Origin of the sequence: Wolbachia endosymbiont (group A) of Andrena helvola, assembly GCF_964028415.1 — a bacterium.
Taxonomy (GTDB): domain Bacteria; phylum Pseudomonadota; class Alphaproteobacteria; order Rickettsiales; family Anaplasmataceae; genus Wolbachia; species Wolbachia pipientis.
The window spans coordinates 1,247,913-1,269,832 of sequence record NZ_OZ034779.1 but is presented as its reverse complement, the minus strand read 5'-3'; the positions used below and the strand labels follow the sequence as shown (position 1 = coordinate 1,269,832).

The 21,920-nt window shown below is 35.0% G+C and carries 27 protein-coding genes and 1 tRNA gene; 13 read left to right on the top strand and 15 right to left on the bottom strand.

Translation table 11 applies throughout. The annotated features are described in order from the left end of the window. Positions 1 to 164 precede the first annotated feature (164 nt). The 3 genes from ABWU73_RS06620 (at position 165) to ABWU73_RS06610 (ending at position 1,790) form a co-directional block, all read left to right on the top strand. Positions 165 to 575 carry a DUF3168 domain-containing protein gene (locus ABWU73_RS06620; protein ID WP_155968841.1) on the top strand — a complete coding sequence of 137 codons (411 nt, stop codon included), beginning with the start codon at positions 165 to 167 and terminating at the stop codon, positions 573 to 575. Next, positions 550 to 939 (top strand): phage tail tube protein, encoded by a 390-nt coding sequence (locus ABWU73_RS06615; protein WP_209473189.1) that lies wholly within the window; start codon positions 550 to 552, stop codon positions 937 to 939. Before ABWU73_RS06620 ends, ABWU73_RS06615 begins: the two co-directional genes overlap by 26 nt. A 65-nt stretch (positions 940 to 1,004) precedes the next feature. Beyond that, entirely contained in the window at positions 1,005 to 1,790 is a 786-nt protein-coding gene (locus ABWU73_RS06610; RefSeq protein WP_182364772.1) for a hypothetical protein, read from the top strand. Between the two features lie 506 nt (positions 1,791 to 2,296). Here ABWU73_RS06610 and ABWU73_RS06605 read toward each other — a convergent pair. The 3 genes from ABWU73_RS06605 to ABWU73_RS06595 are packed head-to-tail and all read right to left on the bottom strand — an operon-like array spanning position 2,297 to position 2,915. After that, positions 2,297 to 2,461 carry an IS3 family transposase gene (locus tag ABWU73_RS06605; protein WP_010082072.1) on the bottom strand — a complete coding sequence of 55 codons (165 nt, stop codon included), beginning with the start codon at positions 2,459 to 2,461 and terminating at the stop codon, positions 2,297 to 2,299. After that, positions 2,454 to 2,615, bottom strand: a complete 162-nt coding sequence (locus ABWU73_RS06600) for a DDE-type integrase/transposase/recombinase (protein WP_010082071.1) — start codon at positions 2,613 to 2,615, stop codon at positions 2,454 to 2,456. The genes ABWU73_RS06605 and ABWU73_RS06600 overlap by 8 nt, the downstream gene beginning before the upstream one ends. A 3-nt stretch (positions 2,616 to 2,618) precedes the next feature. Then, positions 2,619 to 2,915, bottom strand: a complete 297-nt coding sequence (locus ABWU73_RS06595; protein WP_094189604.1) for an IS3 family transposase — start codon at positions 2,913 to 2,915, stop codon at positions 2,619 to 2,621. Positions 2,916 to 3,096: 181 nt separating this feature from the next. Here ABWU73_RS06595 and ABWU73_RS06590 point away from each other — a divergent pair. Beyond that, positions 3,097 to 3,929 (top strand): IS5-like element ISWpi1 family transposase gene (locus ABWU73_RS06590; RefSeq protein ID WP_264329810.1). Its coding sequence is split into 2 segments (ribosomal slippage): positions 3,097 to 3,466 and positions 3,466 to 3,929, totalling 834 coding nucleotides; the frame shifts between segments, so codons are not numbered across the junction. A 27-nt stretch (positions 3,930 to 3,956) separates the two neighbouring features. Here the strand turns inward: ABWU73_RS06590 and ABWU73_RS06585 are convergent. The 3 genes from ABWU73_RS06585 to ABWU73_RS06575 form a co-directional block, all read right to left on the bottom strand. Continuing rightward, a complete protein-coding gene (locus ABWU73_RS06585; RefSeq protein ID WP_010082069.1) occupies positions 3,957 to 4,250 on the bottom strand; it encodes a transposase in 294 nt (97 codons plus the stop codon). 170 nt (positions 4,251 to 4,420) lie between these two features. Next, positions 4,421 to 5,593: a porin gene (locus ABWU73_RS06580; RefSeq protein WP_264329757.1), complete on the bottom strand. Its 1,173-nt coding sequence runs from the start codon at positions 5,591 to 5,593 to the stop codon at positions 4,421 to 4,423. Positions 5,594 to 5,655: 62 nt separating this feature from the next. After that, entirely contained in the window at positions 5,656 to 6,471 is an 816-nt protein-coding gene (locus tag ABWU73_RS06575; RefSeq protein WP_151808062.1) for a hypothetical protein, read from the bottom strand. 233 nt (positions 6,472 to 6,704) lie between these two features. Between ABWU73_RS06575 and ABWU73_RS06570 the strand changes: the two genes are divergently transcribed. Beyond that, entirely contained in the window at positions 6,705 to 7,490 is a 786-nt protein-coding gene (locus ABWU73_RS06570) for an enoyl-ACP reductase (protein WP_006280349.1), read from the top strand. A gap of 16 nt (positions 7,491 to 7,506) precedes the next feature. Here the strand turns inward: ABWU73_RS06570 and secD are convergent, their stop codons facing one another. Continuing rightward, entirely contained in the window at positions 7,507 to 8,862 is a 1,356-nt protein-coding gene (gene secD / locus ABWU73_RS06565) for a protein translocase subunit SecD (RefSeq protein ID WP_264329758.1), read from the bottom strand. On the opposite strand from secD, the gene ABWU73_RS06560 reads away from it, so the two are divergent. Next, on the top strand, positions 8,849 to 9,130 hold the full coding sequence (locus ABWU73_RS06560; protein WP_039964338.1) for a hypothetical protein: 282 nt from the start codon (positions 8,849 to 8,851) through the stop codon (positions 9,128 to 9,130). The genes secD and ABWU73_RS06560 overlap by 14 nt on opposite strands. Positions 9,131 to 9,259: 129 nt before the next feature. On the opposite strand, the gene ABWU73_RS06555 is transcribed toward ABWU73_RS06560, so the two are convergent. The 7 genes from ABWU73_RS06555 to rsmA form a co-directional block, all read right to left on the bottom strand. Next, positions 9,260 to 9,430: a DDE-type integrase/transposase/recombinase gene (locus ABWU73_RS06555; RefSeq protein WP_080717647.1), complete on the bottom strand. Its 171-nt coding sequence runs from the start codon at positions 9,428 to 9,430 to the stop codon at positions 9,260 to 9,262. Between the two features lie 244 nt (positions 9,431 to 9,674). After that, entirely contained in the window at positions 9,675 to 11,012 is a 1,338-nt protein-coding gene (locus tag ABWU73_RS06550; RefSeq protein ID WP_264704179.1) for an IS110 family transposase, read from the bottom strand. A 289-nt stretch (positions 11,013 to 11,301) separates the two neighbouring features. Next, on the bottom strand, positions 11,302 to 11,448 hold the full coding sequence (locus ABWU73_RS06545; RefSeq protein ID WP_080717648.1) for an IS3 family transposase: 147 nt from the start codon (positions 11,446 to 11,448) through the stop codon (positions 11,302 to 11,304). Positions 11,449 to 11,507: 59 nt separating this feature from the next. Then, positions 11,508 to 11,642 carry a hypothetical protein gene (locus ABWU73_RS06540; RefSeq protein ID WP_007548509.1) on the bottom strand — a complete coding sequence of 45 codons (135 nt, stop codon included), beginning with the start codon at positions 11,640 to 11,642 and terminating at the stop codon, positions 11,508 to 11,510. Beyond that, positions 11,639 to 11,773, bottom strand: a complete 135-nt coding sequence (locus tag ABWU73_RS06535; protein WP_007548354.1) for an IS3 family transposase — start codon at positions 11,771 to 11,773, stop codon at positions 11,639 to 11,641. The genes ABWU73_RS06540 and ABWU73_RS06535 overlap by 4 nt, the downstream gene beginning before the upstream one ends. 63 nt (positions 11,774 to 11,836) lie before the next feature. Further along, on the bottom strand, positions 11,837 to 13,330 hold the full coding sequence (gene guaB, locus ABWU73_RS06530; RefSeq protein ID WP_264329759.1) for an IMP dehydrogenase: 1,494 nt from the start codon (positions 13,328 to 13,330) through the stop codon (positions 11,837 to 11,839). Positions 13,331 to 13,446: 116 nt separating this feature from the next. Next, complete coding sequence (rsmA, locus tag ABWU73_RS06525; protein WP_264329760.1) at positions 13,447 to 14,259, bottom strand: 16S rRNA (adenine(1518)-N(6)/adenine(1519)-N(6))-dimethyltransferase RsmA; 813 nt, start codon at positions 14,257 to 14,259, stop codon at positions 13,447 to 13,449. Between the two features lie 78 nt (positions 14,260 to 14,337). On the opposite strand from rsmA, the gene ABWU73_RS06520 reads away from it, so the two are divergent. Then, a tRNA-Thr gene (locus ABWU73_RS06520) sits at positions 14,338 to 14,410 on the top strand. Positions 14,411 to 14,434: 24 nt separating this feature from the next. Beyond that, positions 14,435 to 15,163: a triosephosphate isomerase gene (locus ABWU73_RS06515; RefSeq protein WP_151807744.1), complete on the top strand. Its 729-nt coding sequence runs from the start codon at positions 14,435 to 14,437 to the stop codon at positions 15,161 to 15,163. A gap of 213 nt (positions 15,164 to 15,376) precedes the next feature. On the opposite strand, the gene dprA is transcribed toward ABWU73_RS06515, so the two are convergent. Next, positions 15,377 to 16,465: a DNA-processing protein DprA gene (gene dprA, locus ABWU73_RS06510; protein ID WP_264329761.1), complete on the bottom strand. Its 1,089-nt coding sequence runs from the start codon at positions 16,463 to 16,465 to the stop codon at positions 15,377 to 15,379. A 61-nt stretch (positions 16,466 to 16,526) separates the two neighbouring features. Here dprA and ABWU73_RS06505 point away from each other — a divergent pair, with 61 nt between their 5' ends. The 5 genes from ABWU73_RS06505 to ABWU73_RS06485 all read left to right on the top strand — a co-directional run bounded on the left by ABWU73_RS06505 (position 16,527) and on the right by ABWU73_RS06485 (position 21,859). Continuing rightward, complete coding sequence (locus ABWU73_RS06505; protein ID WP_264329762.1) at positions 16,527 to 16,901, top strand: ferredoxin family protein; 375 nt, start codon at positions 16,527 to 16,529, stop codon at positions 16,899 to 16,901. 193 nt (positions 16,902 to 17,094) lie between these two features. Further along, complete coding sequence (locus tag ABWU73_RS06500; protein WP_264329763.1) at positions 17,095 to 17,880, top strand: hypothetical protein; 786 nt, start codon at positions 17,095 to 17,097, stop codon at positions 17,878 to 17,880. Between the two features lie 79 nt (positions 17,881 to 17,959). Beyond that, positions 17,960 to 18,913, top strand: coding sequence for a D-alanine--D-alanine ligase (locus ABWU73_RS06495; RefSeq protein ID WP_265038634.1), 954 nt, complete (start codon positions 17,960 to 17,962; stop codon positions 18,911 to 18,913). Then, positions 18,894 to 19,652 (top strand): cell division protein FtsQ/DivIB, encoded by a 759-nt coding sequence (locus ABWU73_RS06490; protein WP_264329765.1) that lies wholly within the window; start codon positions 18,894 to 18,896, stop codon positions 19,650 to 19,652. Before ABWU73_RS06495 ends, ABWU73_RS06490 begins: the two co-directional genes overlap by 20 nt. A 1,100-nt stretch (positions 19,653 to 20,752) precedes the next feature. Continuing rightward, positions 20,753 to 21,859 carry a D-alanyl-D-alanine carboxypeptidase family protein gene (locus ABWU73_RS06485; protein WP_264329766.1) on the top strand — a complete coding sequence of 369 codons (1,107 nt, stop codon included), beginning with the start codon at positions 20,753 to 20,755 and terminating at the stop codon, positions 21,857 to 21,859. The last annotated feature ends 61 nt before the right edge of the window (positions 21,860 to 21,920 follow it).

The window sequence follows — 21,920 nt, the reverse complement described above, 5'->3', positions numbered from 1 at the left end:
GCTACTACGTCATACCGTTACGGATAGATCCCGCTAACAAGCAGCGGGATGACGAGGTATAAACCTTATCGTCATACCGCGATTCATTCGCGGTATCTCTTAACATAGATCCCGCTAACAAGCAGCGGGATGACGAGTTTCTATATATCTTTCGAGGGTTAATTATGAAAAAAATTCAAGCTATAAACGAGTTGTACAGTAGCATTTATGAAGCACTAAAAGCAAACTCTGATTTAAGGAAATATGTTACTAACATTTATGACTACTTACCTAAACAGGTCACCATTCCTTACCTGAGATTGCGTGTAGTGAATTATAATAACCTGCATATGCTGTCCAATTTTGCTACAAAGGCAAGATTTTCATGCGACATATATACTTATCATATAGACAGTATGTTTGCCATTATAAGGCATATTAACTTGATACTTAAGAGCATTGAAGGTTTTAATAATGAGGCCATTTTAGAAAGTAATTGTGCTATGGATCAGCACGATGAAATTTTACATTCAACAATTAATTTTGATATTTTAATAAAAGGAGGTGATAATGAGCAAATTACAGCTAAAAATTAAAGATCATGACAATAATTTTATTGTGTTAAATAATATAAGAAACCTAAGGTTTACTTTGCGTAATAACAGAGAAGAGGTGAAAGATATTTCTTCTTTTGGCTGGAGGAAAGTGCTCGATTGTGCTGGAAGCAGACACATTACGATAAAAATTAATGGAATTTTAGACTCTGTATTAGCTGATGAATTATTACGTAATTCTGCTATGCTAAACTCTAATAATGATTATGAAATTAGTTTTAATGCTAAGGAAAAGATAAGGCTTAGGTGTTCAGTTGAATTGTATGAGAGGTATTATGATCCTGTTACTTTTGACAGCTTTACTGTAGTTTTAACTAGTGCTGAAGTTGTAAACGCTTTTCATTAATGTTAATTTAATTTTTTCATATACAATAATAACTGGTGAGAATTTTAACTAAATTAAAAAAAATCATGAACGACAAAGACCTTTTCGAGGAAGACGGTGATGATATTGAAGAAAATAACGATGATAAAAGAGAGAAAAGTTTAGAAAATGAAAATCAGCAAAATCAAGAAGAACAACACAAAGAGGAAGATAAGCAATACATAATACAGTATATTCAAGACTATTTGAAAGTTTTTGAGGATATTCTAAATCAGATCGACGAAGGAATTGATAATTCGGATAGTTACGAAAGGACTATGCAAATAAAGCGAAGCATAGACAGGCTCATAGAGACTTTATATAGTCAGGCTGCGTCCGAAGATATTGATGCAGAATTTGAAACTACCAAACACACTCGCGATAAATCAGAATCTATGAAAAGAGTTAGAGAGAAGAGAAGAAAGCAAGTGATAGAAGAAGTATTAAGTAGCATGTTTGCCCAGCAACAAAAGGAGCTAATGAACGCTAAACACTTAAGTCATGGACATGAAACAGCAAAAGATGGGGATGTCCACGAAGCAAAGGAAAAAGTGAAGTCTTCAATCAGGGGAGTGTTGTTTTCGGTGATTGCTCATAGGATGGATCCAAGAAGGAGGGCAGGGGAAACTGCTGACGGTAACGAAAAGCAAGCTCATATATATGGCAGGGAAGCAGTTGGTGGAGCTTTAGGTGCATTGTTAAAAACGTTTTTAACAGCAGTTATTGCCGTTGTGCGTGAAATTGCTAAGCCACTTCAGAAACCGGAAACATCTTTTGCAAAACAAGTTGAAGAAAGCAGAAACGCAGATTCACAAAAGGGTCGATCTGTGTAGATTTCTCCTTGTAATAATCTTTCGATTCTACTGTCTGTTAATTCAAATTAGGGTTATAAAATTTTAGAAGCCAGCTCTTATATAACCAATTTATAGCAAGAAATTACGATACAAAAATCAGCGTCCGTTAGAAAATAAACATAACACAGGGTGATAGAGTTGCCCCTATCCATAAGCGTCAGTTAAGCTCAAAATTGTAAGCTTAAAATATGGTTGAATAATTATTAATAATAGTATATAATTATTAACGTTTTTCAGGCATTTTTGTTATGGGTGCGCCAAGTAAGCGTTTAGAATACAGTTGGTGAAAATCCAACTTAGGCAAAGTCTAGCCAACAGCCTAGAACAGACCATTATGCTGCGTGAGGTAACGAGCGTAGTAAAGCTAATGGAATGGACAATATAGGGTGCAATGAAAATTGACCTTACCCAGAAAAAGTGGAGAGAAAGTGTGGAATGTTTTTTACAAAAAGAATGATGCATCAAATTGTTCTGGAATGCAATAGTTAATAGTGACGTTGTTTGTTATAAAAAATTTCTATGTATTCAAATATTGCAGTTCTAGTTTGTTGAGCAGAGTGTTGTGAAGTATCAATAAGTATTTCTCTTTTCAATGAGCTAAAGAAGCTTTCTGCAACAGAATTGTCGTAACAACAGCCTTTATTACTCATCTATATTCTTTACAGCTAAGAGATATTGATACCCTTGCGCAGTATATTGTGAACCTTGGTCACTGTGCAGCAGTAGATTTTTAACAGGTTTACGCCTATTAATGGCCATTAATAAAGAGTTCATAACCAATTGTTTATTTATTGCACTACTCATTAACTACCATACGTGAGAATTATTGCTGCCAAATATAGCCATCCCTCCTTGGTTTTGATGTAAGTAATCCCATACTTTATTTGGTTGATCAACAATAAAGTTTTGATCTAGTATATTGGGAGCTACAGCTCTATTATCTGTTTGTTGTTTTTTAATTTTAAACTTTCTTCTCAGTATAGCCCTGATGTCATTTTTCTGCATAATACTTTGCACCGTTTTCAAATTGCAACTTTTACCCAAAGCCTTCAATTCAGCATGAATTTTAGGAGCTCCATATCTACATTTAGAAACTTGATATATTTTTTGAATAGCTTCGAGTAGCTCTTTATTTGCTGATTCTCTACTGCTTATTTTTCTTGTGGTCCACTTATAGTAGCCACTAGCAGAAAATCCTACATAATTCCTGTACTTTATAGCAGTTAGAGGTTGTCCGGAAACAAGTAAAAGGCTATAATATCTGAAATTTTAGTACGGGGTAAAGATGAGAAAAAAGTATCCAACAGATCTAAGCGAAAGGGAATGGGCAAGAATAGAAAAACACTTCAGAGTATCATACAAGAAAGGAGGAAGGCCGCCAAAGTATAGCAAAAGAGAAATATTAGAAGCAATTTTCTATGTATTGCGTACAGGGTGTCAATGGCGGTATTTACCAAATGATTTTCCGCTATGGAAGACTGTGTATGAGCAGTTCAGGCAATGGAAGAAGCAGGGAATTTTTGAGAAAATGAATTATGAAATTACAAAATATAGTAGAAGAAAAATAGGAAGGAATGAGCAGCCGAGTGCCTGTATAGTAGATAGTCAATCTGTAAAGACTACAGAAAAGGGGGGATCAAAGGCTATGATGGAAGTAAAAAAGTAAAGGGTAGAAAAAGGCATATAATTACAGACACTCAGGGTTTTATACTAGGTTGTTACGTAGGCGCTGCTAACGAAAATGATAGAGATGGTATTAAAATAGCATTAAACAATATGAGAACAAAATATACTAAAGTTAAAAAAATGTGGGCTGACATGGGATACCAAGGAAGAAATTTAAAGAATCACATAAAGGAAGAATATGACATAGATATTGAAATTGTTAAAAGGCCTCCATGTAGATTTTGGGTGCACAAAGATACGCCACCTGAGCTACTACCAACAAGAGAACAAGGGTTTAAAGTACAGCCAAGAAGATGGGTTGTAGAAAGGACTTTTGCTTGGGTTAATAGGAATAGAAGGCTATCGAAGGAGTATGATTTACTCACAACATCCACTGAGAATTTCATATACCTAGCTATAAGTAGGGTTATGTTAAAGAGGGAATATGCTTGAATTTACTAGTTTCCGGACAACCTCTTACTATATAAAAAAATATTTTACTCTTTTTGACTGGCCAGGGCTTTTTTTTAAATGTCTCTTTCCCTTGTTACTCTTGCTTTGTAAATCAAACCTCTCTTTGTCATAAGGTGCTACATCTGGAAATGCATTTGCCGCCGACTTTTTTTCGTTGTGTTTCTTTATCCATTTTCCTAATAAACCACCCTTTATTCCTAAATCTCTTGCTATTTTTGTAATTGTTTGACCTGCCTTTCTTTGTTCATTTGCCAGTTTAACAGCTTCCAATTTGAATTCTGCCGTATATTCTCTTACCATTTCTAATCCTCCAAAATTTTATTTTACCCGAAAAAACTCTTTTCTTTCTCTCCACTTTTTCTGGGTAAGGTCAGTTTACTGGCCTCTCCATGAGTGAGATTGAAAAATTAAGTGGAAATCTGTGAACGGTTACCTTGGATGACAGAAAAGAGTGTTGGAAGGAGGCAATATTAAAAACTTAATTTCAGTCCAGCCAAGAACACATAACCAGAGTTGTTATTTTCTATTTTAGGCTCTTTTGTACTAAACTTTACAATATCGAAATAGTATGAAGTACCTAAAAAAAGAGAATTTTCAAGACTTAAAGCATATGATGTTAACTCGTTTGTACCTTCGCCTGCAATATCCCTACCACTACTAAAATATGTTAAGCTTGATTTGTAAGAATCAGAATGGTAAGCGATACCTGCATTCATATAATACGTATTATTTATTTCAGGATTACGCTTCTCACCAGATTTACCACCATTACCATACGAAAAAATGCAATCAAGATCGAACAATTTTAGCTTCAAACCAAAATTCCAGTGTAGTAATTGATTGCGGCATTCATAATTTTTAGAAGTCCCATCTGAGCAATCAGTTAAATTTTCTCTTGCAAATTCACCAGTCAAAGCTGTAGTAAAACCTATATCATCTGACAAGCTGTTTTTATAGGAAAGGCCAGCAGCAATTAAATTGCTGTACTGTAAGTTATTTTTTCCTGGAACATAACTGAATCCGAGTTGAAAGTTATAGATTTCAGGGGAGATGTAGTTAATTGATGATTGTTTTAACCCTAGTTCGAGTTCATTATAATCGCTATAAATATTGGGCTTGACCCAGAACACCTTGTCTTGATCATATCCAGGGTCACCATCTTTTTTATGATCACCGCGCAAATTTGCATAGTTTGTCCAATGACCATTTACTCCTCCAGCAGCTGCATAAATTTTTGAAGTGTTAATTAACATGCTCTGACTAACTAAACTTCTTTTACCATATTCAACTGATCCAAGTTCCTGGTTTTTTATGATAAAATACCATTCCTCCATGTCTAACTTTTCTATGTCTAACGCTTTTAGGTTTGCAATACCAGAAACCCCTGCCTTAACATTAACCCCCATTTGAGTATTTGGATAAACTTGCTGTAAATAAAGAAAGCGCAAGTATGAATAACTTGAAGTTTTATCCTTAGGCTTAGCATTGAAAGAATCTCTGTTGAAGGCGTAGCCGAATCTCAAATCTATTTTTCCGTCTAGTTCTGCATAAAATATTTCCTTATCCAAAATTGTTTTAGAGCTAGCACTATTCTGCAAAAACAATGATGAAAGCAGTGCTACCAGGTAGTACTTTAACTTCATAAATAAACTTAAATCTTTATAAAAATTTAAGTTTAAACTCAATATAAATAAAAAACAACTTTTCAGAAGGCACCGCTGGTAGATTTTGCTGCCTGTTTTTGAGCTATATTCCCATAAATTATTGATACACTTGGTAATTTTCGCTTTAATAACTGCTTATTAATGGCAGAATGTATACGATTAATTATTTTAGATATACTTTTTACATCGCAGTTAATCAAAACAAAAAGCACTTTATTCTCATCAATATACCCTAGAAAATCATCACTACGGCAATTTTTATAAAAATGTTCTATGATAACTTTCAGTGCATTATTTGTCTCACTACAGCTACTATTTAAGCCAATCACTCCTATAGCTGCATTAATTTGATGTTGAAAGGCAAAATTTAATATAACGTATAACTCTAGAATAGTGGACTCATTGCCCGGTATATCGAATAAGTCATGGTTTTTATATTTTTTACCCATTAGATATTTATCTCTAAAGATTCCTAGTTTATGGGACAAACTGATATCACGTATTAATAGCTCATAATTTATTTTATTACTGGCAAATTGTGCAGTGCGGAAAACTTTTACTTTTGTCCTGATATCTTCTCCTTTAGCATCAGTTAAGGAAAAATCTATCACTTTAGGTAATATATCAAGTAAATCGTGCCCATTTTCGGTATACTCTAAATAATTCTTCATGTCGTCAGCTGCTCTTGCACTTAAAATATTGATTAACGGCTTATTAAGTAAATTCCCTTCCTCGTATTTTAACAAATTCCTTGCGGCTTGATTGAGCCCTAAAATTAACACGTTTTTTTTCTTATTATCCTGACAAACAGATACCACAGCATCATCTTTTCTTCTTGCAGTTATGAAATCATCCATACTTTCATTCTATACAGCGTATTTATAAGTATAATAAGATTATATTAAGATTTACTTACTTATTAATATGCTTGATTGGGTATAGGTAAAATGTCATATGGGATGGCTTTGTTGTAGAAGAATCAAGATTACTGTTTATAGACTTCAAGTTACTGCAAAAAATATTTTAAAACATAGTGATATCTTGACTTTACCTAGTTAATATTCCAAATTATAAAAAAACAGATAGTTCTATGACGACAAGTCTATTACAAGGCAAAAAGGGATTAATAACCGGAATAATAAATAAGAGATCAATAGCATACGGTATAGCAAAAACTCTCTCAGAGCACGGAGCAGAACTTGCAATCACCTACCAGAATGAAATAATAAAAGAAAAACTATCACCAATAGCAGATGAACTAAATGTGGAGCTAATATTACACTGCGACGTTTCAAATGAAAAAATCATAGATAACGCTTTCGAAATAATAGAGAAAAAATGGGGTACTCTTGACTTTTTGGTGCATGCAATAGCATTCTCCGATAAAAATGAGTTAGATGGTAAATATGTCAATACTTCACTGGATAACTTCCTCAATGCAATGCATATATCGTGCTATTCTTTTACTGCTTTAGCGCAAAGGGCTGAAAAAATGATGTCAAATGGTGGTAGTTTACTTACTTTATCTTATTATGGCGCTGAAAAAGTTATGCCAAATTATAACGTTATGGGTTTATGTAAAGCGGCACTTGAAGCAAGTGTAAAATATATAGCATGTGATCTCGGGCCACAAAATATCAGAGTAAATGCAATTTCCGCTGGTCCAATCAGAACTTTAGCATCTTCTGGAATAAGCGATTTTCACTCCATATCAGAATGGAATAGAAATAACTCTCCGCTCAGACGCAATGTTACAATAGAGGATGTTGGCAAGGCAGCGTTATACTTATTAAGCGACTTAAGTAGTGGCACTACTGGAGAAATTTTGCACGTTGATTCAGGATATAACGTTGTGGGAATGAAGGTGGTTGACTGAGATCTAAATCCTTAATTCAAAGCGCTAGTTCCTTCGGGTTCATACACAACTCTATCAGGAGTTTTGTGACTGTGATTGCAGAAAACATCGAACATAAAATTCCTATTGATAGAGTGACAGAAAAGCCTCTTATTGCTCCACTGCCAATAATGAACATTATTCCTGCAGCAATTAATGTAGTGATATTTGAATCCAGTATTGTCTTTATAGCGTTTTTAAACCCTTCTTCAATAGCACGTTCCACTCTCTTGCCAGATTTGATTTCCTCACGAATTCGCTCAAATATTAAAACATTTGCATCCACCGCCATACCGACAGTGAGTGCAATACCGGCAATTCCAGGTAAAGTTAGAGTTGCTTCAAGCAGAGTGAGAATTGATAATATAAGAACTACATTAGAAAAAAGTGCAACAGAGGCCAATACACCTAATTTGCCGTAAGTGATGATTATAAATAAAGCCACGGCTATAATAGAGATTGTTGCTGCCATTTCCCCTGCCTTTATTGATTCTTCTCCAAGACTTGGGCCAATGTTTTTTTCTTCAATTATTTTAAGTGGTGCTGGCAGTGCTCCAGATTTTAAAAGTATTGCAAGTTCGCTTGCTTGTTTTTCAGTGAAATTACCGCTAATTTCTCCCTCTCCATTTAAAATTGGCTCACGTATTGTAGGTACTGTTAAGACTGTGTTATCCAGAACAATTGCAAAAGGTTTTCCCACATTTTCTTTAGTGATTTTTGCGAATCTTTTACTCGCTATGCTGTCAAATTTAAAATGCACTGTTGGTTTACCTAAGTGACCAAATCTAACTGATGCGTTAACCAGCGAATCACCACCTATTTCAGTTTTGCGGAATATTGGATAAGAATTACCTAAAGAATCCTTGAGCATGACAGTGGTTTCATGGTCTATATCCTGCACCTTGGCTATGTTAGTGTTTGCCAAATGAAAAGCTAGCTTAGCAGTTTTGCCAAGCAGAGATTTTATCTGCTTGGTATCTTCTACTCCAGGCACCTGCACTAATATTTTATTCTGCCCTTGTTTTTGAACGCTGACTTCCTTTGTGCCAAGTTTGTCCAAACGGCGCTGGACATTGTTTATTGATTCTGCAGCTACTTCACTGATCAAAGAATTTTTATAATGGGGTTTATACGAAATGAGAATTGAAGAATCTTTTCTATTTAGCTCTAAATTTGGATTTATCGCATTAATCAACACAGATGCTTTTTTATAATCATCAATATTATTTAAAGTTATAACGCTATTTTGTACGTTAGATTCAATATTTTTTGTTAGCAATGTCTCTTTTATTTCGTTAGCTAGCATGCTTAGCTTTTCCTTAAAATAGAAGTCTAAGTCTATGTTTAAAAGCAAAGATGCCCCTCCTTTCAGGTCAAGGCCTAAGTTTATTCTTTTTTTCGAAATAAAAAGCTTATTATCAAAGAAATTTGGCAGTGTTATGTATAAAGCAAATAAACAGATGCATAATACTGAAAAAGATTTGACTATAAGTCTGTTATACATAAGTTGTAGGTTTAAAATTGTAATAATTGATTGTAAGTTAAAAATAGATTTTTGTAAAATTCTCTATTTGACCTTACCCAGAAAAAGTAGAGAGAAAGTTAAGACGTTTTTATCATGAGAATAAATTGTGCAGGAATGCAATAGTTAATAGTAGAATGTCTACGTTATTTGTTATAAAAGATTTCTATGTATTCAAATATGGCAGTTCTGGTTTGTTGAGCGAGAAGTATCAATAAGCAGCTCCCTTTTAAGTGAACTTTTCTGCAACAGAGTTATCGTAACAACAGCCCTTATGGCTCATGCTGGAAATGATGTTTTTTGTATTCAATAGAAATTGGTAATTTTGAGAGGTATACTGTGACCCTTGATCGCTATGTAACAGCAGATTTTTATCGGGTTTGCGTTTATCAACGGCCATCAATAAAGAATCTATAACTAATTATCATGTTACTCATTAACCACCATGCGTGAATATAGGTCAATTATTGCCGCCAACAACCTTCTTTAGTTTTTATGTAGGTAATCCCAAACTTTATTTGGCTGATCAGTAGTAAAATTTTGATCCAATGTGTTCGGAGCCACAACTCGGTTGCTTATTTGCTGTTTTTTATTTTTGAACCTTCGTCTAAACTTGGCTTTAATGCCATTTTCTCCTAAGAAACTCACTCAACTAACTCTTCTTGTTGAACTAATATGTAGCCAAATTCGCTCGCTTTTTTGATCAAATTTTTTACAGTTCTATCTTTATAGCGTGTTTCATAGTATTCCATTCCTTTTTCTACATATTCCTGTCCGTATTTGAGCATACTATAAAATATGCATGCCATTTTTCTTGCAGTAGCTGTTATTGCTTTTGGTGCTCCTAGTCGTTTTTTCAATCTTCTGTAGTATGCACCCAACGCACTTTTACTATTTCCTACAGAATGAGCAGCTATTCGCAAAGCATTTGCAGCACGGTTAATGACTTTACGTGTTCTTGTGTTAAACACTTTTTCCCCTGTAACTTTATTAGCAGGACTGAGTCCCAACCACGATGAAAAGTGCTTTTCTGTTGGCCATTTACTATGGTTTATACCAACTTCTGAAATTATGGTTTGTATACTTAATACATCAAATCCAGGAATTTTAGTGAAATCCATACCAGTTATTCGGTGCAGTTCCTCATACAAAGCAAAGCTTGGCTTACTTTTGCTATTTTTATTCTTTTGCTTACTTAGCTGTTTGCTTTCACAAGACTTTGTTTCAAACGTTTTATAATAGGCTTCAATATTTCTATCACATTCTGCTATTTTTTCTTGATAAATATTATATAGTTCAAATTCTTGCTTTAGCGTGAATAAGTGTTCCTCTCTATAGTCACCAGCTAACGCTTTTGCAATAGTAGACTGATCATTTTTCATTCGCACGTCCCTGAATTCTGCCAATTTTTCAGAATCTCTTTCGCCTTCAATTATAGCTTCAATGATTTTCATACCAGTTATCCCAGTAATATGACTAATAACCTTGTGTAATTGTATATTCATTTGAATTAATGCCTTCTGCATACGCAGAATATGTGTAGATGCACTTTCAGTGAGATTTTTGCGTTGCCGCACGTAACTGCGCAATACACACATCTGATTATCTGGCCTAAACGATCCATGAAGCAGTCCGTAGCTATGCAGTTGTTGGAGCCATTGGCAATCTTGAACGTCAGACTTCCTACCAGGTACATTCTTTACATGCCGTGCATTTACCAATCTTACCTCGAATTTGTATGACTCAAGTATTTGAAATAAAGGAATCCAATATACTCCTGTTGATTCCATAGCTACTGTTGTAACTTTACACTTTTTCAACCACTGTGCTAAGTTATGAAGGTCTTCAGTAAAGCAGCCAAATTTCTGAACGCGTTGTTCATCTCTTCCTTCAGGTACACACACATAGTGTACAGCTGAACCAATGTCTATTCCTGCTGCATTAGGATTCACTATTTCTAATTTACTTTTTGCTTTTTTCATGGTAACTCCTGCATATAATTTGTAATAGGGAAACGCTTCAGCTTGGAACGGTTGATAGTACAATCTCCTAACCGAGGTAGTCTAAATGACTCCATCAATGATTTGACCGTTCCTTCCAAAACCATGCTTGCATACGGGCACTTAGGCACCATTGAAAATGTCGGTCATAACTGCAAAGGCGCTCCCTGTACAACTATACTTGAAAACTACTAAAAACTTAAATTTGTGTGTTTCTTTCTGATTTGACAGATTTCGTCTGTTCGATGCTTGCATAACACTTTGTACTGTTTTAATTTTTGCCTAAAGCTTTTAATTCAGCGTGAATTTTAGGGGCTCCATATCTGCATTTAGAAGCTTGATGTATTTTTTGAATATCTGCTAGAAGCCCTTCTTTTGCTAATTCTTTACTGCTTTTTTCCTTAGCAACCCATACCACCAGTACAAAACCCTACATAGTTCCTGTGTTTTATAGCAATTTCTATATAAAAGAATACTTTACTCTTTTTCTTTGCCCAGGGCTTTTTTTAAGATGTCTCTTTCTCTTATTAGCTCTTTTTTTAGATCAAATCTTTCTTTGTCATAAGGAGCCTTTGCCTGGAAATGCGTATGCTCCAGACATTTTTCCATCATATTTTCTTACTTAACATACTGCCATCTATACCTAGATCTTTTGCTATTTTTGTACTTGCTTGACCTGTTTCTTTAACCAGCTTAACAGCTTCTAATTTGAATTCTGCTGTATATTCTCTTCTATTTGTCATATTTTGAAAAAACGTTTTATTTTACTCCAAAAACGTCTTAACTTTCTCTCTACTTTTTCTGGACTACTCCGAATCGGTTGACAAATTGGACGTTTGATAAGCATAATTTGGAGCTTCTTGTGTAATGACTATATCATGAGCGTGACTCTCTCTTAATCCTGATGCAGTAATAGTAACAAATTTACAATTTTTTTTCATCTCTTCTATATTCCTATTACCAGTATACCCCATTGCAGCTTGCAATCCGCCAATCAATTGATGGATTACTCCTGAAGCTGGACCTTTGAATGGAACTCTTCCTTCCACTCCTTGTGGAACTAATTTGAGTTTTGAATCTTTATCTTGAAAATAACGGCTAGCTGAACCTCGTTTCATTGCACTAATAGATCCCATTCCTCGATAGCCTTTATATGCTCTGCCCTTATACATAATAATCTCACCTGGGCTTTCGTCAGTGCCAGCAAAAATCGAACCAATCATCACAGAGTCAGCACCAGCTGCAATAGCTTTTGCAACATCTCCTGAGTATTTTACCCCACCATCAGCAATTAGTCTGACGTTTCTTGCTCTACACGCCTCTGCAACACTCTTGATTGCAGAGAATTGTGGCACACCAACACCTGTAACTATTCTGGTTGTACAGATTGATCCTGGTCCTATTCCAACCTTCACTGCATCAACACCCGCATCAATCAACGCTTCAGCAGCCTCCTTTGTTGCAATGTTTCCGCCAATTAATTGCGTATTAGGATACATCTTTTTTATTTCCCTAATGGTATTGATAACGTTTTCGGAATGACCGTGAGCAGTATCCACAACAACTACATCAACTTCTTCTCCGATCAAAGCTTCACATCTGTCTATACCATCTTTTTTACCAGTGCCAATTGCAGCGGCAACTCTGAGACGCCCTTTACTGTCTTTACATGAATTTGGGTATCTATTGTATTTTTCAATGTCTTTAACCGTAATTAAACCTATACAACAAGAATTTTCATCTACGACCAAAAGCTTTTCTATTCTATTTTCATGCAACAATTTCATTGCTGAGGCACTATTCACTCCCTGCTCCCGCACTGTCACTAACTTATCTTTTGTCATCACTTCGGAAACTTTTACATTCATGTTCTGGTCTTCAATAAATCTCACATCTCGGTTAGTTAAAATTCCAACTAACTTGCGTTGATCGACTACAGGAATGCCAGAATAATTGTGCTCTCTCATTAATGAAATTGCTTCCGCAACTGTTTTATCCGGTGAAATCGTAATTGGGTTATACACGATCCAACTTTCATATTTTTTCACCCTTCTCACTTCTAAAACTTGTTCATCTATTGATAAATTCTTATGTATGCAACCTATCCCTCCATGTTGGGCAATAGCTATTGCAAAGCCCGATTCAGTAACAGTATCCATTGCAGAGGATATGAGAGGGATATTTAGTTCTATACTATTTGTTAAATAAGTTTTTGTATCTGCATCGCAAGGCAATATATTAGAATAGGCTGGCAAAAGAAGTATATCGTCAAACGAATAACAAGCTTCCATTTTTTTCATAGGCTTTATTTAAAGCTTATACGCCAATTAATTAAATTGCAATAGGCAAAATTAGCTAGGAGCCTTTAATTGTATAGCTCTAACTGTTTTTAGGAGATAGAAAAGCTATATAGTTGCTAATACATTTTATTGCACAATAAGCATTCTACATTATTTGCCAGCAAACAGAACTGCTCAATAGTTAAGTTTTCTGGACGTTCATTTCCACTCAATTTAGCGTTTTCAAGGACAGTTTCAGCGTGGTTCGTTATATTTTGCAAGCTATTTCTCAGCATCTTTCTTCTTTGAGAAAAAACGACACGTGTTAATCTTGTTAAGGTTTCCAAATTTACTGCAAACTTTGGGGTAGGCAAAGGATTTACTGTAATTACTGAAGAATGTATTTTTGGTCTTGGAAAAAACTCTTTAGGTTCAATATCAAATTCCTTTTTTATATCACATAGCAACTGGCTTAGCACTGATAAGGAACCATAATCTTTAGAATTGGGTCTTGCCGTAATGCGATCTGCTACCTCTTTTTGAAACATTAATGTCAAGTTCGTAAAAAATTTTATATTATTTAACCACTTTAAAAATAACACTACCGAGATATTGTAAGGCAAGTTAGCAATAACTTTAACTGGGCGCTCTATCAGCTCTTCTTCTGTAACATGCAGTGCATCCGCTTCTATAATTCTATACTTTCCTTGATGCTCATTTAGCAGTTGGTCATGGTGTTTTACTAAATCTCTATCTTTTTCTATAGAAAGTAGAGACTTTGGATTATGCACCAATATTTCTCTTGTTAATGCACCATATCCAGGACCAATTTCAATGACATTAAAATTTTCCAGACTACCAGCTAAAGCGACGATTTTTTTTGTTATCTCACTCGATAAAATAAAATTTTGCCCTAGACTCTTTTTTGGCTTCAGTAAAAATTTTTTCATATTATTTTCATTATACAGTATTTTAAAAATTAGTTGACTAAAATTCATTGATAATTGTATATTATTAATGTGTTTAACGCCGGCTTAGCTCAATTGGTAGAGCAACTGACTTGTAATCAGTAGGTTGTCAGTTCAAGTCCGACAGCCGGCACTCTCGCCCATATAAGTAAAGTTGATGTCCTTTTTAATAGTAGCAAATTGGAAAATGAATGGAATGCGTTCTTCATTTGTTGACTTTATAGGCAAACTTAACAACAAGAGCAACGAAATTACCTCTAAATTAGTAATTTGCCCTCCTTTTACGTCATTTCCAAGCAGTATAGAGTTGAACAATAATATTAATATAGGAGCACAGAATTGCCATCAGAAAAAGTCCGGTTCTTACACAGGTGAAATTAGCGCAGAAATGTTAAAAGAACTAGGGTGTACTTACGTAATACTTGGGCACTCTGAAAGGGCTAATGAAAAAGATAGTGAAATAAAACTTAAGTCGGAAATAGCAATAGAATCAGGCTTACACCCAATTATCTGTGTAGGTGAAAATTCAGAAGATTATAAGAATGAAAAAACAAAAGAAGTAATAGAATATCAATGTAAAAACCGCTTGCCAACACACGGTGAATATACCGTAGCATATGAGCCAATATGGGCAATAGGCACAGGTCATGTGCCAAATAATGATGCAATTACTGAGGTGATAGAGGTAATAAAATTGTGTACTGGTAAAAAACACATTATATATGGTGGTTCAGTTAGTTCAGAAAATATAGAAAATTTGTTAAATATTTCAAATTTATCAGGAGTTTTAATTGGCAGTGCAAGCTTAGATTTCGATCACTTTTATAAAATTATACAACAAGTTGAAAAAAAGTTTTCTCTTATCAATTCTAAAATCAGCAACTAAGAATCCTATGATAAATGTCATCATTCCAGTGTCAAGCATATATAGCTAACCCAAGAAAGATTTCCCTACGTCATACCGCGATTCATTCGCGGTATCTCAGCATAGATTCCGCTAACGAGTAGCGGAATGACGAATTTGTTGTTTTTCAAATTGTAGGTAAACCTAAGCCACTTTAGCTATATCTGTACGAACATCTAGTATAGCTAAAGTAATCTAGAAAATTAACGATATTTTATTCCCCGGTGAACGCTCTATTTTGTTTTCCAACTCTAGTTCTAAAAGAGCCATTAGAGCTATGTTGGTAGAAAGTCCGCTTGCTAATATAAGTTCATCTATATCAACAGGTACAGAGTTAATATGATCAACTATAACAGATTTTGCCTGTTGTAATTTTTCTTGTTTTTGGTTAACAAAATGGTGCTCAACATCAAATAGGTTTTTTTGCTGCGGAGGTAAACTAAACCTAATACTCTCTATTATGTCATCAGCGGATTCGATAAGCTTAGCACCGTTTTTAATTAAATAATTACTACCACTACAGCGTGAATCTAAAGGGAAACCAGAAACTGCAAACACCTCTCTCCCTTGATTTAAAGCAAAATCTGCTGTTATTAGAGAGCCAGAACGTTTCGATGCTTCAATCACTGCAACACCCAGCGATAGACCAGATATAATTCGATTCCTTTGAGGAAAATACTGAGGCTTTGGTTTAGTAGCAAATGGAAGCTCAGTAACTATTAATCCGCCATTCTCGGTGATTTTTTTGTATAGATCAAAATTCTCTTTTGGGTACACCACATCAATCCCACTTGCTGTAACAGCAATAGTGGGATGATCTTTGTATATTACACTGTTTGCTGCAGTATCGATTCCTTTTGCAAGTCCAGAAACAATAACAAAACCAGCTTCGCTTAAATCAAGTGCCAACTTATTGGCAAAATTTCTTCCATTCATCGAAGAGTTACGCCCACCGATTATTGCAATTATCTCACGGCTTAATAATGATATATCACCAAACGCAGTTATTACAGGAGGACAACTAGAGATATTTCTTAAAAGATCAGGGTAATCTGGGTCACATGCGGGTATAATTTTAGCTCCAATTCTTTCTGCATTATTGATTTCTTCTCGTGCATCTTGAATGCCATACACCTTATTATTAGCCACCTTATTGAGATATTTCAACACCTCATCTAGCGATCCATGTGTTCTTAGTATACTAAAAAACTTTATTGGTCCTATAGTTCTAGCCAAGCTTAACCATACTTCTAATTCTTCGTTGTTCAATTTATTTATCTTCATAAAAGGCTTGAATTTCTTATCAATTTAGTGTACCCAAGATAATACAAATATACAGTGTTTTATGACGCATTTTGTTACAGATAAATGCATAAAATGTAAATATACGGACTGTGTGGAAGTATGTCCCGTTGACTGCTTCTATGAAGGTAAAAACATGCTCGTGATTAACCCAGATGAATGTATTGATTGCGGAGTGTGCATACCTGAGTGTCCATTGGATGCAATTGTAACTGATGATTCCATAAAAGATATTTTAGAACTAGATGAAGAGTTACTGAACAGTGAACAAAAAATCTTCAAGTCATTTTACAACATAAACGTAGAATATTCACAAAAATGGCCAAATATCACAGCTAAGAAGCAACCCCTCTATACCGCAGAAGAGTATAAGGAAAAAAAGGATAAAACAGCTTATTTTGATGAAAATTTAGAATAATGCTACTGAAGGAAAAGAAACTTTTTGTATTTCAGGGTTGTTGTTTTTGGTTGCTGAAAATAGTTGCGTTATCTAAGTTGTTATGCTGATAAATTAGTATCGATTAATTTAAGGATTAAGGAAAAAGGCTTATTGACTTTTGAAATATTTGATTATAAAACTAGCTGTTAGCATTAAATCTTGGGGGTAAGTTATGAGTATAAATAAAAGAGAAACCATTAAAAAGATTGAAGGGTTACTTTTTCAAGCGAACGGTAATCTTGAAAAAGCATGTGATCTATTATCAACAGTAGAGTTAACCGAAGATGATATTAAAATATTGCTGGAAGAGATGATAAAAGAGTATCATAGCTTGTTTGAAAAGATTTCTTGGAGTTGTGGAGTTACTGCAGGCAGTGCACAAGATGCCAACGCAAGCAGCTTCAACGAAGTTTTTAAGCTAGGTTCAAAAGAGTTAGCATTGGCAATGACGTCAGATCTCAGAAAGTCTTATGATCAAGAATTATTTAAGAAATATAAAAAAGAAGAAATGTCTTATCCTGAAGGAGAAGGAGTACAATTTATTAGAGAATTGAGAGTTCTAAGTAGAATACTTACTATATCTTTAATAAGGAAACTTGATGAAGTTTACAAGTTTACTCCAGAAGAAATTGAGCGTTTGAAGGAATATATGTTAGTTAGCAACTATGATATAAGCAAAAGTCTTTCTGATATAGACAAATATATGCATGCACTATCTGCCTTAATTAGAAACTCTTCACTTGATACAAAAAAGATATTTGAGCTAAATAATCGAATGATAATACACACTACAGCCTTAATTGATTTAGTAACTAGTGGAGTAGTGAAAAAAGAAGAAGCAAAAGAACAATCTGCTGAGGATTTAGAAAAGCTTATCTGTGAACAGTATAAAGGTGCAGCAAACACGCCACTACCGTTGCCGAGCACGCTATTTGAAGTGGATAAAAAAAGTGCTTGAAGAAAGTTTATAGTTAGCCAAAGTAGGTATTTAATAAGCTTAATGTAACCATTATGTATGCTATATAGCAAAACATAGAATGCTTATGATTCCAACTATAGCAATTTTAAGTGGTGGATTTTCTTGTGAGAGAGAAATATCGCTTATGAGCGGAAAAGCAGTCAAGAAGGCGCTTGATAGCCTTTCATATAATGCAATAGAAATAGATGTTGACAGCAATATTGCTGAAAAGCTTAAAAAAATTAATCCGGGTCTTGCTTTTATAGCTCTGCATGGACCTTATGGTGAAGATGGCTGCATTCAAGGTTTATTGGAAATCTTAGGTATAAAATATACACACTCAGGAGTTATGGCTTCGGCTGTTGCTATGAACAAGGCAATGTCAAAGCATATATTCCGGTCCCTTAGTATTGATACTCCAAAAGGTTATGTAATTAGCCGAGAAGATGTACTAAAAAATAATATTAAAATCGATTATCCGTACGTCTTAAAACCAATTAATGAAGGTTCAAGTATTGGAGTGTACATAATTTTCTCGCACGAGGATTACTTAGAACTGAAAGATAATAGTTCTACTATAATGGAAAAGATGATCGTAGAAGAATACATACCGGGCATAGAATTACATACTGCTGTATTGCTGGATGAAGCAATTGGCACTATAGAAGTACGACCAAAAAATAAATTCTATGATTATGAAGCAAAGTATACAGATGGATTTGCAGAACATATATTTCCTGCTGAAATTCCTAACAATATATATAAAATGACCTTGGAACACGCACTGAAAGTTCATCAATTTTTAGGATGCAAAACTATTTCCCGCTCAGATTTCCGTTATAATCCCAAAAATAACACTTTAAAAATGCTTGAGATTAATACACATCCTGGCTTTACTGAGTTATCGTTAGTGCCAGAAATTGCAAAATTGGCAAAAGGAATCAATTTTAATGAATTAGTTAAAATTATTATTGAAGATAGTTTGCAGCACAAAAATATTAGGGATTTAAGTCATGTTGAGCAGTATTACTAGAAGCCAAAGGAGTTTTTTGCGTAAGTGTGCCTTGGTTGTTATCACAGCACTTTTTCTTACGCTAATACTTTACAGCTCACTTGATAAAATAATAAATCGATTTAATTACTACTTTACTTGGTATAATGACTGCCTATCTAGTTTATTACTCAGTAGTGGATTTTCAATCGACGAAGTAGTCGTGAGCGGCAATAAATTTACAAACAAAAAGGATATTCTAAGTTTGACAGATAGAACGCAACCTATCCTGTATATGTCACTTTCAAAACTTGCCGGTAACATACAATCCGTAAGCAGATGGATAAAACACGTAAGAGTTCACAGAATTTTGCCCAATACTCTACACATTAATATAGATGAGCATAAACCGTTTGCTCTCTGGAAAGATAATAACAAAACCTCGGTAATTGATTTTGAAGGTAAAGTGATCGTAGATGACTATCTAGTAGATGATCTTGTTGTAATTACAGGACAAAACTCGTTATCAAACCTAGAATTTGTTAGAGATGTGTTGGAGAGTAAAACTCAATTAAGAGACCACATTTCTTCTTTTGCTTATATAGGGAATAGAAGATGGAATATCATACTTGATAACGATTCCACAGTAAAACTGCCTGAAGATAACCCTTATAGTGCATGGGACTATTTAAACCACTTACACAATACAACTGATTTTACTTTCAGCGATTGGAGTATTATTGATATGCGTATTACTGATAAAATCTTTGTGAAGAGGTGATCTGCTGTCATCCAAGTAGCCCCTTTTCCTGTCATCCCAGTGCCCAGACACTGGAATCCCGCCGCGAACCGTCATACCGCGATTCATTCGCGGTATCTCTTAACATAGATCCCTTATTTAACCGCCATACCTTAACATAGATCCCGCTAACACGTAGCGGGATGACGAGGTTATCGTCATGTCACCGCGAACCGTCATACCGCCACGAACCGTCATACCGCGATTCATTCGCGGTATCTCTTAACATAGATCCCTTATTTAACCGCCATACCTTAACATAGATCCCGCTAACACGTAGCGGGATGACGAGGTTATCGTCATGTCACCGCGAACCGTCATATCGCCACGAACCGTCATACCGCGATTCATTCGCGGTATCTCTTAACATAGATCCCTTATTTAACCGCCATACCTTAACATAGATCCCGCTAACACGTAGCGGGATGACGAGGTTATCGTCATGTCACCGCGAACCGTCATACCGTCACGAACCGTCATACCGCGATTCATTCGCGGTATCTCTTAACATAGATCCCTTATTTAACCGCCATACCTTAACATAGATCCCGCTAACACGTAGCGGGATGACGAGGTTATCGTCATGTCACCGCGAACCGTCATACCGTCACGAACCATCATACCGCGATTCATTCGCGGTATCTCAGCCGCTAACAAGAGATCCCGCTAACACGTAGCGGGATGACGGTTGTCGTTTAGCTATAAATATTTAAGAAATTTACCAAACGAAAAAAAAGGCAAAAGAAACCCTAGGGTAGCTAGTTATTCACTATCCATTTTTTAAGTTGGCGTTTTTTTATGTTTTAAATGCTTTATAAGCGCATTTTAGCTTATATTAGGTAAAAACCTAGAAATTTTATAAAGACATAAGGTGCACATAGTGCAAAAAATTAAACATGAGACGCCAGATACGTGAGTTTTTTTGTCATTTAATCTGTACAGAGAAGATAAATAAATAGCTTCAGTTTCATGATAAGGGGGCTGGCGGAGTTTGTCAAGGAATTTTTATGCAAGAGATCTATTGAAATGCCCCTGTAAAATTATACTATTAATTAGTACACTATAAATTTAAAATTATAGATATGTTAAGCAGATTGGTAATTTTGCTATTAGTTTTTATACTTCCTTTTTCTTCATACTCATACCAGTTTAGAACCAAAGCAAAGCAAGCAGTAGTCTTAGATTTAGCTTCAGACTCATTCATTTTTGACCATAATTCTGATGAAAAAATGGCCCCATCTTCAATGAGCAAGCTAATGACTTTATATATAGCCTTCGATTATCTAAAAGCTGGAATAATACACATGGAGGATAAATTTCGAGTAAGTAGAAAAGCGTGGGAAAGGAGAGGCTCTTCTATGTTTTTGAAAGAAGGTCAATCCGTTACGGTGAGGGAATTACTTGAAGGAATTACAATAGTCTCAGGCAATGATGCCTGCATAACACTAGCCGAGGGCATTGCAGGATCAGAAGAGAATTTTGTGGCTGAAATGAATGAAGTTGCACAAAATTTGAATCTGAATGACAGTCATTTTGTCAACTCAAGCGGGTGGCCAGATGAAGATCATTTTATGAACGCAAAAGACTTGGTAATGCTGGCAAAAAGGATTTTCACCGATTTTCCTGAATATTATGATTTATTTTCTGAACAATATTTGACATATAATGAAATTGTACAAAAGAATAAAAATCTTCTACTTTTTCACGACATTGGGGTTGACGGTTTAAAAACCGGTTATACAAATGCTGGTGGTTACGGCATTGTAGCATCTGCAAAACGAAATGATAGGAGAATTTTTGCTGTCGTAAATGGCTTAAACACTGAGAAAGAGCGAATAGAAGAAGCAAAAAGACTGATACAATACTCCTTAAATCATTTTAACACCAAGAAAATATTCGCTAAGGATAGCGTAGTTGAGGAAGTAAATGTTCTCTATGGAAAAGATAAAAAAGTGCCTATTACAGTTGCAAACGATGTTACCATAACTTACAACCGCAAATTGCATGACCAAATTAAGGTGCGTATTGAATATAAAGATATGATACCTGCACCCATTAAAAAAGGTCAAGAAGTGGGCAAAGTTTTTGTAGAAATACCAGGTATTGAGCAACAAACTACACCACTTTATGCAGCAAATGACGTGCAGGAATTGAATTTCGTAGAAAAGTTTTTTAGGATGTTGTTTTAAGTTTGATATTAAAGCAATTCCGAAAGAGAGATCTATTGCACTTTAGTGTAGTTTTAACTAA

Excerpts from the sequence above, each read along its gene's own strand:
- ABWU73_RS06560 (WP_039964338.1), top strand. The coding sequence starts at position 8,849 with ATGTTTAAAAGCAAAGATGCCCCTCCTTTCAGGTCAAGGCCTAAGTTT.
- ABWU73_RS06615 (WP_209473189.1), top strand. The coding sequence starts at position 550 with ATGAGCAAATTACAGCTAAAAATTAAAGATCATGACAATAATTTTATT.
- ABWU73_RS06570 (WP_006280349.1), top strand. The coding sequence starts at position 6,705 with ATGACGACAAGTCTATTACAAGGCAAAAAGGGATTAATAACCGGAATA.
- ABWU73_RS06505 (WP_264329762.1), top strand. The coding sequence starts at position 16,527 with ATGACGCATTTTGTTACAGATAAATGCATAAAATGTAAATATACGGAC.
- ABWU73_RS06575 (WP_151808062.1), bottom strand. The coding sequence starts at position 6,471 with ATGGATGATTTCATAACTGCAAGAAGAAAAGATGATGCTGTGGTATCT.
- ABWU73_RS06485 (WP_264329766.1), top strand. The coding sequence starts at position 20,753 with ATGTTAAGCAGATTGGTAATTTTGCTATTAGTTTTTATACTTCCTTTT.
- ABWU73_RS06600 (WP_010082071.1), bottom strand. The coding sequence starts at position 2,615 with ATGAGTAGTGCAATAAATAAACAATTGGTTATGAACTCTTTATTAATG.
- rsmA (WP_264329760.1), bottom strand. The coding sequence starts at position 14,259 with ATGAAAAAATTTTTACTGAAGCCAAAAAAGAGTCTAGGGCAAAATTTT.
- guaB (WP_264329759.1), bottom strand. The coding sequence starts at position 13,330 with ATGAAAAAAATGGAAGCTTGTTATTCGTTTGACGATATACTTCTTTTG.
- ABWU73_RS06500 (WP_264329763.1), top strand. The coding sequence starts at position 17,095 with ATGAGTATAAATAAAAGAGAAACCATTAAAAAGATTGAAGGGTTACTT.
- ABWU73_RS06495 (WP_265038634.1), top strand. The coding sequence starts at position 17,960 with ATGCTTATGATTCCAACTATAGCAATTTTAAGTGGTGGATTTTCTTGT.
- ABWU73_RS06585 (WP_010082069.1), bottom strand. The coding sequence starts at position 4,250 with ATGGTAAGAGAATATACGGCAGAATTCAAATTGGAAGCTGTTAAACTG.
- ABWU73_RS06550 (WP_264704179.1), bottom strand. The coding sequence starts at position 11,012 with ATGAAAAAAGCAAAAAGTAAATTAGAAATAGTGAATCCTAATGCAGCA.
- ABWU73_RS06535 (WP_007548354.1), bottom strand. The coding sequence starts at position 11,773 with ATGACAAATAGAAGAGAATATACAGCAGAATTCAAATTAGAAGCTGTT.
- ABWU73_RS06490 (WP_264329765.1), top strand. The coding sequence starts at position 18,894 with ATGTTGAGCAGTATTACTAGAAGCCAAAGGAGTTTTTTGCGTAAGTGT.
- ABWU73_RS06540 (WP_007548509.1), bottom strand. The coding sequence starts at position 11,642 with ATGATGGAAAAATGTCTGGAGCATACGCATTTCCAGGCAAAGGCTCCT.
- ABWU73_RS06610 (WP_182364772.1), top strand. The coding sequence starts at position 1,005 with ATGAACGACAAAGACCTTTTCGAGGAAGACGGTGATGATATTGAAGAA.
- ABWU73_RS06515 (WP_151807744.1), top strand. The coding sequence starts at position 14,435 with ATGTCCTTTTTAATAGTAGCAAATTGGAAAATGAATGGAATGCGTTCT.
- ABWU73_RS06605 (WP_010082072.1), bottom strand. The coding sequence starts at position 2,461 with ATGAGTAATAAAGGCTGTTGTTACGACAATTCTGTTGCAGAAAGCTTC.
- ABWU73_RS06555 (WP_080717647.1), bottom strand. The coding sequence starts at position 9,430 with ATGGCCGTTGATAAACGCAAACCCGATAAAAATCTGCTGTTACATAGC.
- dprA (WP_264329761.1), bottom strand. The coding sequence starts at position 16,465 with ATGAAGATAAATAAATTGAACAACGAAGAATTAGAAGTATGGTTAAGC.
- ABWU73_RS06620 (WP_155968841.1), top strand. The coding sequence starts at position 165 with ATGAAAAAAATTCAAGCTATAAACGAGTTGTACAGTAGCATTTATGAA.
- ABWU73_RS06580 (WP_264329757.1), bottom strand. The coding sequence starts at position 5,593 with ATGAAGTTAAAGTACTACCTGGTAGCACTGCTTTCATCATTGTTTTTG.